Origin of the sequence: Citrobacter koseri ATCC BAA-895, from assembly GCF_000018045.1 — a bacterium.
GTDB classification, from domain to species: domain Bacteria; phylum Pseudomonadota; class Gammaproteobacteria; order Enterobacterales; family Enterobacteriaceae; genus Citrobacter_B; species Citrobacter_B koseri.
In genome coordinates this window covers 4,463,281-4,475,787 of sequence record NC_009792.1, presented here as the reverse complement: position 1 = coordinate 4,475,787, position 12,507 = coordinate 4,463,281, and the positions used below count along the sequence as shown (strand labels likewise).

Genomic DNA, 12,507 nt, shown 5'->3' with positions numbered 1-12,507 from the left:
AGGCGAAGCCGCCACCCGGCACTGTTCAGGAATCAAATCTTCATGTCATCATCCCGTCCGGTGTTTCGCTCGCGTTGGCTGCCGTATTTGCTGGTTGCGCCGCAACTGGCGATCACCGTCATTTTCTTTATCTGGCCTGCGGGCGAAGCGCTGTGGTATTCGCTGCAAAGCGTCGATCCGTTTGGGCTGTCCAGCCAGTTTGTCGGTCTGGATAACTTTGTCGCCTTATTCCATGACAGCTACTACCTCGACTCCTTCTGGACGACGATGAAATTCAGTGCGCTGGTGACGGTAAGCGGCCTGTTGGTCTCGCTGTTTTTCGCCGCGCTGGTGGATTACGTGGTACGCGCAAGCCGCCTGTATCAAACGCTGATGCTGCTGCCTTACGCCGTTGCGCCAGCGGTGGCCGCCGTACTGTGGATCTTCCTGTTCAACCCCGGGCGCGGGCTAATCACCCATTTTCTTGCCGGGTTCGGCTATGACTGGAACCATGCGCAACACAGCGGCCAGGCCATGTTTTTGGTGGTGTTCGCTTCAGTCTGGAAGCAGATTAGTTACAACTTCCTGTTCTTTTTTGCCGCGTTGCAATCCATTCCCCGCTCGCTGACGGAAGCGGCAGCGATTGATGGGGCGGGTCCGGTTCGGCGCTTCTTTAAACTTTCGCTACCGCTGATTGCGCCGGTGAGTTTCTTCCTGCTGGTGGTCAATCTGGTGTATGCCTTCTTCGACACCTTCCCGGTGATCGACGCCGCTACCGCAGGCGGACCGGTACAGGCGACGACCACGCTGATTTATAAGATCTACCGCGAAGGCTTTGCCGGACTGGATCTCTCCGCCTCTGCCGCACAGTCGGTGGTGCTGATGTTCCTCGTCATCATTCTGACGGTTATCCAGTTCCGCTATGTGGAAAGTAAGGTGCGTTACCAATGATTGAGAACCGTCGCGGGCTGACGATATTCAGCCACACTATGTTGATTCTGGGGATTGTGGTGATCCTGTTTCCCTTGTACGTCGCCTTTGTGGCGGCGACGCTGGACAACCGCGCGGTGTTCGATACGCCGATGACGCTCATCCCCGGAACGCATCTGCTGGAAAACATGGCAACGATCTGGGTTAACGGCGTGGGTGTGAACAGCGCGCCGTTCTGGCTGATGATGCTTAACAGTTTCATCATGGCTTTTGGCATTACGGTGGGGAAAATTACCGTTTCTATGCTGTCAGCGTTTGCCATTGTCTGGTTTCGTTTTCCGCTGCGTAATCTGTTTTTCTGGATGATCTTTATCACCCTGATGCTGCCAGTTGAGGTGCGTATTTTCCCGACGGTGGAAGTGATTGCCAATCTGAAAATGCTCGACAGCTACGCGGGTCTGACCCTGCCGCTGATGGCCTCAGCGACCGCCACCTTTCTGTTTCGCCAGTTCTTTATGACGCTGCCGGACGAGTTGATTGAAGCGGCGCGCATCGACGGCGCTTCACCGATGCGCTTTTTCCGCGACATTGTGCTGCCGCTGTCGAAAACCAATCTCGCGGCGCTGTTCGTCATCACCTTCATCTACGGCTGGAACCAGTACCTGTGGCCGTTGCTGATTATTACCGACGTTGATCTCGGCACCGCCGTTGCGGGGATTAAAGGCATGATCGCCACCGGGGAAGGCACCACTCAGTGGAATCAGGTGATGGCGGCGATGCTGCTGACCCTGATTCCCCCCGTCGTTATCGTTTTAGCCATGCAGCGCGCGTTTGTACGCGGCCTGGTGGACAGTGAGAAGTAGGAAATTTTATGGCTGGTTTGAAATTACAGGCAGTAACCAAAAGCTGGGACGGCAAAACCCAGGTCATACAGCCGTTAACGCTGGATGTGGCGGATGGCGAGTTTATTGTGATGGTTGGGCCGTCCGGCTGCGGTAAATCGACGCTGCTGCGTATGGTGGCCGGGCTTGAGCGGGTAACGAGCGGCGATATCTGGATTGACCGCCAGCGCGTTACGGAGATGGAGCCGAAAGACAGGGGCATTGCGATGGTGTTCCAGAACTACGCGCTCTACCCACACATGAGCGTAGAGGAGAACATGGCGTGGGGGCTGAAGATTCGCGGCATGGGCAAAGGGCATATTGCTGAACGGGTGAAAGAGGCGGCGCGGATTCTGGAGCTGGACGGTTTGCTCAAACGCCGTCCACGCGAGCTTTCCGGCGGCCAGCGCCAGCGTGTGGCAATGGGGCGTGCGATTGTGCGCGATCCGGCCGTCTTCCTGTTTGATGAGCCGCTGTCCAACCTTGACGCTAAATTGCGCGTCCAGATGCGCCTTGAGTTACAACATCTGCATCGCCGCCTGAAAACCACCTCGCTGTACGTGACGCACGATCAGGTCGAAGCGATGACGCTCGCCCAGCGGGTGATGGTGATGAACAAAGGCGTGGCGGAGCAAATCGGTACGCCGGTAGAGGTGTATGAGAAGCCCGCCAGCCGCTTTGTGGCGAGCTTTATCGGCAGCCCGGCGATGAACCTGCTGGAGGGGCGCATCAGCGCCGCAGGCACCCATTTTGAGCTGGAGAGCGGGATGGCGCTGCCCGTTAACTGGAACTATCGTCGCTATGCCGGGCGGAAAATGACGCTGGGTATCCGTCCTGAGCATATTGCGCTAAGCTCGCAGGCGGAAGGCGGCGTACCGCTGGTGATGGACACGCTGGAGATGCTGGGGGCGGATAACCTGGCGCACGGACGCTGGGGCGATCAAAAAATGGTCGTGCGGCTGGCGCATCAGCAACGTCCGACGGCAGGCGGCACGCTATGGCTGCATTTGCCGGAAAATCATCTGCATCTTTTCGATGGCGAAACAGGACAACGAGTATGAGTAACTGGCCTTATCCCCACATCGTCGCGCATCGCGGTGGCGGAAAACTCGCACCGGAAAACACGCTGGCGGCGATTGACGTGGGGGCGCGGTGCGGACACACGATGGTTGAGTTTGACGTGAAGCTGTCGAAAGACGGTGAGATCTTTCTGCTGCATGACGACAACCTGGAGCGCACCAGTAACGGCTGGGGCGTGGCGGGGGAAGTCAACTGGCAGGATCTGCTGCGCGTTGATGCCGGGAGCTGGTTTAGCGGCAAGTTTAAAGGCGAGCCGTTGCCGCTGTTGTCTCAGGTAGCGGAACGCTGCCGCGAGCACGGCATGATGGCGAATATTGAAATTAAACCGACGACCGGCACCGGGCCATTGACGGGGAAAGTGGTGGCGCTGGCGGCGCGGGAGCTGTGGTCTGGAATGACCGCGCCTTTGCTTTCATCGTTTGAAATTGATGCCCTGGAAGCGGCGCAACAGGCGGCACCAGAGCTACCGCGCGGTTTACTGCTGGATGACTGGCGTGACGACTGGCATGCGCTGACGACCCGACTGGGCTGCGTCTCTGTTCATCTCAACCATAAATTGCTCGATGAAGCACGGGTAAAAGCGCTCAGGGCGGCGGGACTGCGCATTCTGGTTTACACCGTCAACAAACCCCAGCGCGCGGCGGAACTGCTGCGCTGGGGCGTGGACTGCATCTGTACCGATGCCATTGATGTGATTGGGCCGGATTTTACTGCGGCGAGTTATTGAGCATATCGCCACTCTGTCGCTGGGGCAGCAGATGTTGCTGACCGCTGCTCTGGCGGGTTCCACCGCTTAACATACCGCCATTGTTGTTTGGTAAAACCTGCTCACGCACCTGGCCCTGCTGGACCCGCTGCGCGTTATTGTTCATCTGCGTTTGCAGATGCTGTTGCTGAAGCTGGGTCTGCGTTTTTAACTGCTGGTTAAGCATTCCTTTCTGCTGGGTCTGCTGCGTCTGCATTTGGGTTTGCATCCGCTGTTGACTCGGGATCTGATACCCCGGCTGATTCGGGTTATTCATGGTGTTGATGGGCTGCGCAAAGCCGGAAAACGGCAGTAGCGCCGCTAAAATTAAGAGTCGTTTCATCGTCTTTCCTCCTCTGGGGGGATCTATTAAGTTTACTCCTTTCCCGCCGCAACGATGATTATTTCAGAGTTATGCACCAGGCTTAGTGGGGGGCTGACCCCGTATCTCTGGAGAATAACGATGATGAAACCGACGTTTTTGCGCCGGGTAGCCATTGCTGCTCTGCTCTCAGGAAGTTGTTTTAGTGTTGTTGCCGCGCCGCCTGCGCCACCTCCGGTGTCATACGGTGTTGAAGAGGATGTTTTCCACCCTGTTCGTGCGAAGCAGGGGATGGTGGCATCCGTGGATGCGATGGCGACCCAGGTCGGCGTCGATATCCTTAAGCAAGGGGGAAATGCCGTCGATGCGGCGGTTGCCGTTGGCTATGCGCTGGCGGTGACGCATCCGCAGGCGGGGAACCTCGGCGGCGGGGGTTTTATGCTGCTGCGCACCAAAGACGGGAACACCACGGCGATCGACTTCCGCGAAATGGCGCCAGCCAATGCCACCCGCGATATGTTCCTGGACGATCAGGGCAATCCTGACAGTAAAAAATCGCTGACGTCGCACCTGGCGACCGGTACGCCGGGCACCGTGGCCGGATTCTCGCTGGCGCTGGAGAAATACGGCACCCTGCCGCTCAACAAAGTGATACGCCCGGCGATGAAACTTGCGGATGAGGGATTCGTCGTCAACGATGCGCTGGCGGATGACCTGAAAACCTACGGTAGCGAGGTGCTGCCGAATTATGAAAACAGCAAGGCTATTTTCTGGAAAGACGGCGAACCGCTGAAGAAGGGCGACAAGCTGGTGCAGAAAAACCTGACGAAAAGTCTGGAGATGATTGCTGAGAATGGCCCGGATGCCTTCTACAAAGGGGCAATAGCCGACCAGATCGCACAGGAGATGCAGAAGAACGGGGGGCTTATCACCAAAGAGGATCTGGTGGCTTACAAAGCGGTAGAACGCACGCCGATTAGCGGCGACTATCGCGGGTATCAGGTCTTTTCGATGCCGCCTCCGTCCTCCGGCGGCATTCATATCGTGCAGATCCTCAATATCCTTGAAAACTTCGACATGAAGAAATACGGGTTTGGCAGCGCCGATGCCATGCAGATAATGGCTGAAGCGGAGAAATATGCCTATGCCGATCGGTCGGAGTATCTCGGTGACCCGGATTTTGTGAAGGTGCCGTGGCAGGCGCTGACCAGTAAAGCGTATGCGAAATCCATTGCCGATCAGATAGATATCAATAAAGCCAAACCGTCCAGCGAGATTCGCCCCGGTAAACTGGCGCCGTATGAAAGCAATCAGACCACCCATTTCTCGGTGGTGGATAAAGACGGCAACGCGGTGGCCGTCACCTACACCCTGAACACCACGTTTGGTACCGGGATTGTGGCGGGAAACACCGGGATTCTGCTCAACAATGAGATGGATGACTTCTCCGCGAAACCTGGCGTACCAAACGTTTACGGTCTGGTGGGCGGTGATGCTAACGCCGTAGGGCCGAAGAAACGTCCGCTGTCGTCAATGTCGCCGACCATTGTGGTGAAAGACGGCAAAACCTGGCTGGTGACAGGCAGCCCTGGCGGTAGCCGGATTATTACCACCGTGCTGCAAATGGTGGTCAACAGCATCGATTTCGGGATGAATGTCGCTGAGGCGACCAACGCACCGCGTTTCCATCATCAGTGGCTGCCGGATGAGCTGCGCGTGGAAAAGGGCTTTAGCCCGGATACGCTGAAACTCCTGGAACAGCGTGGGCAAAAAGTCGCGCTGAAAGAAGCGATGGGCAGCACCCAGAGCATCATGGTCGGGCCGGATGGTTCGCTGTACGGCGCGTCTGACCCGCGCTCAGTCGATGATTTAACGGCGGGATATTGAGGTAAGTGGCCCTCTTCGGTGGAAGGGGGCTTATCAGGGAGTTCTGGCTGTAACCTTGTTTTTCAACAGCATTATTCTGCACGGCGATTATGGTACGTTATTGTCAGTATCAGTATTCTTGATTAGCCTGTATCCTTTTTCAGATACGCGATAGTAAGGCATGGACTTATGCCCACTATCTTCAATATTTACCAGACACTCGCTAGCCAATTTATTCACAATATTAACGACATTGCTGAACCCCGGGATTCTTTTCATGGAAAGCGTGCGATCCAGATTCATCCAGTTCCAGTTAATATCTTTTTCGGCCATAACTTTCAGTACGTTAAGTTCAGTTTCAGTTATCATAGTTAATCGTATCTGGGTAAGCTTAGCTTCGTGCTTTTTTGCTCTCTTCGTAGTCTTTTAAATATTTCTCCAGCGGCCAGGCAGTACCTAAATCAAAGATTTCACCGCTATCTTTATCGATGATGAAAGGAGTGTTTCCTGCCAGGCGGGAAGCGTTGTCTCCGGTTTCGAGATACTCCATTGATTCGAAACAAAAAACAACCTTCTGTAAATCTTCCGTGGAGTGTGATGACGACAGGAGTATCTGCATCGTAAAGATACTTATTGGCTTTGTTTATAGCTTTTTTGTAAGTGATCATTAGCATTCCCCTTAAAGCGCATAACTTTATTATCTGGATTTCTACTTTTTCCGCTCAAGCCCAATATATTCTACAAAACCTTCTCCTGAATAAATATTCATTCTTATTCTAAGTATGTCTATTGTATCTTTTGCTAGCTCTTTAGGAATGAACAGCACAAAAACTCTGTCGTCACCATCAATAATTACTCCTGAAGCCAATTGTGAAAATATATTGTCTGGCAATATATAATCACCCAATGTCTTTCTGCTAATTTCTTTTGCTTTTCGTTCTAAAATGTCTAAAGGTATTTTTTTCATTCTATGGTCTCCATTCTGGGCTAATTAAATCGCCATCAGGTGAAAAGTTGAACCTGCGTCCATAAGGATCAGATATAGAACTCTTACTATTCAAATTGTGATCCTTAAATATCTTCAAAATCGCTCTATCACCAAGAGAAGATCTTAAGGTTCCATCTGGATGAACATGGCTGGACCATCGCCAACCTTTAGTAGCAAGCTCTTCAGCTTCAACAATACCTATTGGTACTCCGGTTGCATTTCCGCGAATAATCAATCTTCTACCACCTGTTGTAAACATTGCAAACTCGTCACCTGTAGCTGCACTAAGCGCTGCTAAATCATTCTGTCCAAAGCCTTTGGTTACAATAATTCTTGAGCCCATTTTGGGCAATTGTGTCAGCGTTTTTGTTTGTGCAACACTCAAGTCTTCAGCACCAGCGGCAATTGCGCGGTAATTTTGTCCTGTTGTTGCAATGGTAGTGGTGTCAATGCTATCTGGAACTGATAGTGTCTTCCAGACTTTTGCCTGTCCGAACTTTTCCACCTCCGAAGCTAATCCTAACCGCCCCATACCAAAGACAGAAGCGATTGATGCTAAGGCTATTATGGTTCCTTTCGTTTGATCATTCAGGACGTGATCATATCCCTTAATCGCATCTCCTCCCAACTTTTCTGCCGTTTCCCTGAAACCTTCGATATTCCCGTTGTAGATACCTCCGGCGGCAAGCAATCTGCCAACCCCTTTGCTGTTTAACGTTTTGAGGCTGTTATCTGCGGGTGTTTTTGGACGGGGGATAAACAGGCGGTTGTAGTTCTCGGGCAACGCCAGGTAGCTAAACTCAGTGTTGGCAATAAGGTGTTTGCAGAGGATATATTCATAGCTGATGGTTATTGTTTCTGTATCTAAATTATTTTCGCTGAATTGGTGTTGAATACCTGATAGAAATGCTCCCCGCAGTTGAATATAATAATACTTCTCCCATCTACCGAATCTATTGATGCGGTAGAAATAAAACTCCATATACAACTGCTCGTTGTTGTTAATAGCATTAACAAACAACGGTGTGCTTTTATCGATCAGTTTACAAAATCGCAGTCCATGCAGTTGAGAACCTTTACCAGTACTGGTTATGCTATTCGAGAGTGAAAATACGAAAATTTCATCCTCGTGTCCGGTTTGCCAGCGGTTGCCCACTGAGGCAGTGCTTCCACATCCATCGGAAATAGCACCTTGCAGCTCCCCTGCAATTGTCAGGTAGACAATATTTCCCATTATTATCTTATCCTTTAATAACGGCATGCTAAATGTATTAGCCGTGAATCCTTTCTTTATTATCTGTTTACGCTCTATTCTCAGATTCGTATACAGAATTAATAAATGTTTTCACTTTAGCCAAATATTATTGAGGATATTCTGAATTGGGCCGGACTACTTTTAATTACGGGATATTCCCCTCTCCTGGAGAGAGGGGAGGCGAAAATTACTTCACCCGCGCCATAAAGTATGCGTCGACATACTCACCGTTACGCAGTGCGTACTTCTTGCCGGAGCCTTCAATCTCAAAACCATGCTTCTTGTAGACCGCCACGGCGGGTTCATTATCGACAAATACCGTTAGCTCGATACGCTCCACGCGCAGCCAGTTATCGCACATGTCGATCATGGTACGGAGCAGCGCGCTGGCGACCCCACGGTTTTGCCACCGCGCATCAACGCTGATGCCAAAATCGGCGACATGGCTGCGGCGCGGACGCTGGATGACCGCAATGGTGAGATGCCCAACGACAGTATCGTCAATACAGGCGACCAGCTGTTTGATGCCGGGCTGGTCGGCTAACCGCTCCTGCCACATCGCACTGGAAGGATGAGGAACCTGTAGCGTGTTGTGATACACCTCCGGCTGGGCATGGATCTGACGAATTGCGTCGTAATCTTTTGGTTCCGCGTGGCGTATCACTATCTCGCTCATTTCTGTGTCCTTAGCAGGTTAAAAGTCCTTTTAAACATCATTGACTTTAAAAACGGAGTCAACTGCATTTTTTTGCAAAAAGTATTGGACAAGTGCGAATGAGAATGATTATTATTGCTCTGCGTTCAGGGAGACCCTTGCGGAGAACCTGAAAGCACGACATTGCTCACATTGCTTCCAGTATTACTTTAGCCAGCCGGGTGCTGGCTTTTTTTTTGAGCTGGGTGTTCGGCCTGGCTTACTTGTCATTTTGTCCCCGGGAAGTGCTCGTGCTCCTCACGTACATTTAGTACGCTCCGGGCCCTGCGCGCTTGCCGTGAACAAACTGACCGCGACGCCGACGACCGATCTTGAGGCTTCTTCTTTTGTAGGCCGGATAAGGCAAAGCCGTCATCCGGCAATGGCTCTTGTGACGCCGGATGGCGCTTATGCTTATCCAGCCTACGATCGTTTCACCGCTATTTCCCACATGTTGTTTGCGCTATGGTGTATGCAATCACCTTTCAAAAAGGACACTCCCATGACCTTACACTGCGCATTTATTGGCTTTGGTAAAAGCACCACCCGCTACCATCTGCCGTATGTTCTTAACCGTAAAGGCAGCTGGCATGTTGCGCATATCTTCCGCCGTCACGCGAAGCCGGAAGAGCAGGCGCCGATCTACTCGCATATTCACTTCACCAGCGATCTTGATGAAGTGCTGAACGATCCGCAGGTAAAACTGGTGATCGTCTGTACCCATGCGGACAGCCATTTTGACTACGCCCGGCGCGCGCTGGAGGCGGGAAAAAACGTGCTGGTGGAAAAACCGTTTACGCCAACGCTTGCCGAGGCGAAAGTGTTGTTCGAACTGGCGCGGAGCAAAGGGCTGACCGTCACGCCGTACCAGAACCGCCGCTTTGACTCCTGTTTCCTGACCGCCAAAAAAGCGATTGAGAGCGGTAAACTGGGCGAGATTGTTGAAGTTGAAAGCCACTTTGATTACTACCGACCGGTTGCGGAAACCAAACCTGGCCTGCCGCAGGATGGCGCGTTTTACGGCCTCGGCGTGCATACGATGGATCAAATTATTTCGCTGTTCGGACGCCCGGACCATGTGGCCTATGACATCCGCAGCCTGCGCAATAAAGCCAACCCGGATGATACGTTCGAAGCGCAGCTGTTTTACGGCGATCTGAAAGCCATCGTTAAAACCAGCCATTTAGTGAAGATCGATTACCCGAAATTTATCGTTCACGGCACCAGAGGCTCGTTTGTGAAGTACGGCATCGACCAGCAGGAAACCAGCCTGAAGGCCAATATCATGCCCGGCGAACCGGGGTTTGCGGCGGATGATTCTGTCGGCCTGCTGGAATACGTTAATGACGAAGGCGTGACGGTGAAAGAAGAGATGAAACCGGAGGTCGGCGACTATGGCCGCGTTTATGACGCCCTGTTCGAGACCCTCACGCATGGCGTGCCGAATTACGTCAAGGAATCTGACGTTCTCACCAACCTTGAGATCCTTGAACGGGCGTTTGAACAGGCGTCTCCGGCCACAGTAACCCTTGCGAAATAAACAAAATCAACGTCTCTGGGCTTGTTCATAATTTTTGAACAGAGGAGTCAATTTTCACCCTCTATGATCCCGTCTGGATTGGGTTCACACTTACTCCATCGAAAACATCTGGGGGGTGAATACAATGATCTACTTACGCAAAGCAAACGACCGTGGTCATGCGAATCATGGCTGGCTGGATTCCTGGCATACTTTTTCTTTTGCAAACTACTATGACCCTAACTTTATGGGCTTCTCGGCACTGCGCGTGATTAACGATGACGTTATTGAAGCAGGCCAGGGCTTTGGGACGCACCCGCATAAAGACATGGAAATCCTGACCTATGTGCTGGAAGGCGCAGTGGAACACCAGGACAGCATGGGTAACAAAGAGCAGGTTCCTGCCGGTGAGTTCCAGATAATGAGCGCCGGGACGGGCATTCGTCACTCGGAATACAACCCGAGCAATACCGACCGCCTGCGTTTGTATCAGATTTGGATCATGCCGCAGGAAAACGGGATTACGCCGCGTTACGAGCAGCGTCGTTTTGACGCCGTACAGGGCAAACAGCTGGTGCTGTCGCCGGATGCGCGCGACGGTTCGCTGAAAGTGAATCAGGATATGGAGCTGTACCGTTGGGCGCTGCTGAAAGACGAACAGTCGGTACACCAGATCTCCGCCGAACGCCGCATCTGGATTCAGGTGGTGAAAGGTAACGTCACCATTAACGGCACCAAAGCGTCTACCAGCGACGGTCTGGCGATTTGGGATGAGCAGGCGATCTCCATCCATGCCGACAGCGATAGCGAAGTGTTACTGTTCGACCTGCCGCCAGTTTAAAAATACACGTCATCCTTCAAGCCGCATCTTTGTTGGCTTCCTGGCTTACCCCGGTCGCGTACTTGATGTACGCTTCCGGGGATTTAATGAGGGACATCCTTGTCCCTCACCAGAGGCAACCTTCGGTTGTTCAAATTCGTTCCTGACGAATTTGTCACTGCGTCGCCGCCTTGATGCAACTCGAATGATTTAGTGTATTTCTCACAATACAAAAACAACCTTAGTTTTCTCTGCGAAGGTTCATGCACGTCCGTGGTAAACTGGGGAAATCTATCCCTTTTATGCCTTTCAGGACGATGAAAAAGAAAAGACCCGTACTTCAGGATGTGGCTGACCGCGTAGGCGTGACCAAAATGACGGTCAGCCGTTTTCTGCGTAACCCGGAGCAGGTCTCCGTCGCGCTGCGGGGCAAGATCGCTGCTGCACTTGATGAACTGGGTTACATTCCCAATCGTGCTCCCGATATTCTTTCTAACGCGACCAGCCGTGCGGTGGGCGTTCTGCTGCCGTCGTTAACCAACCAGGTTTTCGCCGAGGTGTTACGCGGAATTGAGACCGTCACCGATGCCCACGGCTATCAGACGATGCTGGCGCACTACGGCTATAAGCCGGAAATGGAGCAGGAACGTCTGGAGTCGATGCTGTCATGGAACATTGACGGGTTAATCCTCACTGAACGTACCCATACGCCGCGCACGCTCAAAATGATTGAAGTCGCGGGCATTCCGGTGGTGGAGCTGATGGACAGCAAATCGCCATGCCTCGATATCGCCGTCGGTTTTGACAACTTTGAAGCCGCGCGTCAGATGACCGCCGCGATTATCGCGCGTGGCCATCGTCATATCGCCTATCTGGGGGCGCGCCTCGACGAACGTACTATCATCAAACAGAAGGGCTATGAACAGGCCATGCTGGACGCCGGGCTGGTGCCCTACAGCGTGATGGTGGAGCAATCGTCGTCTTACTCTTCCGGGATTGAGCTGATCCGCCAGGCAAGACGTGAATACCCACAACTGGACGGTATTTTCTGTACCAACGATGACCTTGCCGTCGGGGCGGCGTTCGAATGCCAGCGTTTAGGGCTCAAAATTCCTGATGATATGGCGATTGCCGGTTTCCACGGCCACGACATTGGTCAGGTGATGGAACCGCGTCTGGCCAGCGTACTCACGCCGCGTGAGCGGATGGGCAGTATCGGCGCAGAGCGCCTGCTGGCGCGCATACGCGGTGAAGCGGTGACGCCTAAAATGTTAGATTTAGGTTTCACCTTGTCACCGGGTGGATCTATTTAGTCCAACAAATTTGAAGTAGCTCACACTTATTCACTTCTGCCACGAATGGATATTGCTTCTATTCTGGTCCGGCCGGACAATGTTACCGATAACAGTTACCCGTAACAATTCCTGA

Annotated in this window: 13 protein-coding genes and 1 pseudogene; 8 read left to right on the top strand and 6 right to left on the bottom strand. The window is 52.6% G+C overall.

The genetic code is table 11. The features are described 5' to 3' along the window. Positions 1-42 precede the first annotated feature (42 nt). The 4 genes from ugpA to ugpQ are packed head-to-tail and all read left to right on the top strand — an operon-like array spanning position 43 to position 3,597. The gene (ugpA, locus tag CKO_RS20790; protein ID WP_024131024.1) at positions 43-930 is read left to right on the top strand and encodes a sn-glycerol-3-phosphate ABC transporter permease UgpA; all 888 of its coding nucleotides are present in this window, start codon (positions 43-45) and stop codon (positions 928-930) included. Next, a complete protein-coding gene (gene ugpE, locus CKO_RS20785; RefSeq protein WP_012135557.1) occupies positions 927-1,772 on the top strand; it encodes a sn-glycerol-3-phosphate ABC transporter permease UgpE in 846 nt (281 codons plus the stop codon). Before ugpA ends, ugpE begins: the two co-directional genes overlap by 4 nt. Positions 1,773-1,780: 8 nt before the next feature. After that, positions 1,781-2,851: a sn-glycerol-3-phosphate import ATP-binding protein UgpC gene (locus tag CKO_RS20780; RefSeq protein WP_012135556.1), complete on the top strand. Its 1,071-nt coding sequence runs from the start codon at positions 1,781-1,783 to the stop codon at positions 2,849-2,851. Beyond that, positions 2,848-3,597, top strand: coding sequence for a glycerophosphodiester phosphodiesterase (ugpQ, locus tag CKO_RS20775; protein WP_012135555.1), 750 nt, complete (start codon positions 2,848-2,850; stop codon positions 3,595-3,597). Before CKO_RS20780 ends, ugpQ begins: the two co-directional genes overlap by 4 nt. Here ugpQ and CKO_RS20770 read toward each other — a convergent pair. Further along, positions 3,578-3,958 (bottom strand): DUF2756 family protein, encoded by a 381-nt coding sequence (locus CKO_RS20770; protein ID WP_012135554.1) that lies wholly within the window; start codon positions 3,956-3,958, stop codon positions 3,578-3,580. The two genes, ugpQ and CKO_RS20770, sit on opposite strands and share 20 nt — an antisense overlap. 120 nt (positions 3,959-4,078) lie before the next feature. Between CKO_RS20770 and ggt the strand changes: the two genes are divergently transcribed. Continuing rightward, positions 4,079-5,824 carry a gamma-glutamyltransferase gene (gene ggt / locus CKO_RS20765; protein ID WP_048902419.1) on the top strand — a complete coding sequence of 582 codons (1,746 nt, stop codon included), beginning with the start codon at positions 4,079-4,081 and terminating at the stop codon, positions 5,822-5,824. A gap of 87 nt (positions 5,825-5,911) precedes the next feature. Here the strand turns inward: ggt and CKO_RS20760 are convergent, their stop codons facing one another. The 5 genes and pseudogenes from CKO_RS20760 to yhhY all read right to left on the bottom strand — a co-directional run bounded on the left by CKO_RS20760 (position 5,912) and on the right by yhhY (position 8,722). After that, entirely contained in the window at positions 5,912-6,172 is a 261-nt protein-coding gene (locus CKO_RS20760) for a hypothetical protein (protein WP_012135551.1), read from the bottom strand. Between the two features lie 22 nt (positions 6,173-6,194). Next, positions 6,195-6,471, bottom strand: a pseudogene (locus CKO_RS20755) (YrhB domain-containing protein). 41 nt (positions 6,472-6,512) lie between these two features. Continuing rightward, the gene (locus CKO_RS20750) at positions 6,513-6,770 is read right to left on the bottom strand and encodes a hypothetical protein (protein WP_012135548.1); all 258 of its coding nucleotides are present in this window, start codon (positions 6,768-6,770) and stop codon (positions 6,513-6,515) included. Position 6,771: 1 nt separating this feature from the next. Then, positions 6,772-8,025, bottom strand: coding sequence for a type VI secretion system tube protein TssD (gene tssD / locus CKO_RS20745; RefSeq protein WP_024131022.1), 1,254 nt, complete (start codon positions 8,023-8,025; stop codon positions 6,772-6,774). Positions 8,026-8,233: 208 nt separating this feature from the next. Further along, positions 8,234-8,722, bottom strand: a complete 489-nt coding sequence (yhhY, locus tag CKO_RS20740; protein ID WP_012135546.1) for an N-acetyltransferase — start codon at positions 8,720-8,722, stop codon at positions 8,234-8,236. 520 nt (positions 8,723-9,242) lie between these two features. On the opposite strand from yhhY, the gene CKO_RS20735 reads away from it, so the two are divergent. From CKO_RS20735 to gntR, 3 genes are all read left to right on the top strand, one after another. Further along, positions 9,243-10,280 (top strand): oxidoreductase, encoded by a 1,038-nt coding sequence (locus CKO_RS20735; RefSeq protein ID WP_024131021.1) that lies wholly within the window; start codon positions 9,243-9,245, stop codon positions 10,278-10,280. 124 nt (positions 10,281-10,404) lie between these two features. Then, positions 10,405-11,100, top strand: coding sequence for a quercetin 2,3-dioxygenase (gene yhhW, locus CKO_RS20730; protein WP_012135544.1), 696 nt, complete (start codon positions 10,405-10,407; stop codon positions 11,098-11,100). 296 nt (positions 11,101-11,396) lie between these two features. Continuing rightward, positions 11,397-12,392 carry a gluconate operon transcriptional repressor GntR gene (gene gntR / locus CKO_RS20725; protein ID WP_024131020.1) on the top strand — a complete coding sequence of 332 codons (996 nt, stop codon included), beginning with the start codon at positions 11,397-11,399 and terminating at the stop codon, positions 12,390-12,392. Positions 12,393-12,507: the final 115 nt, after the last annotated feature.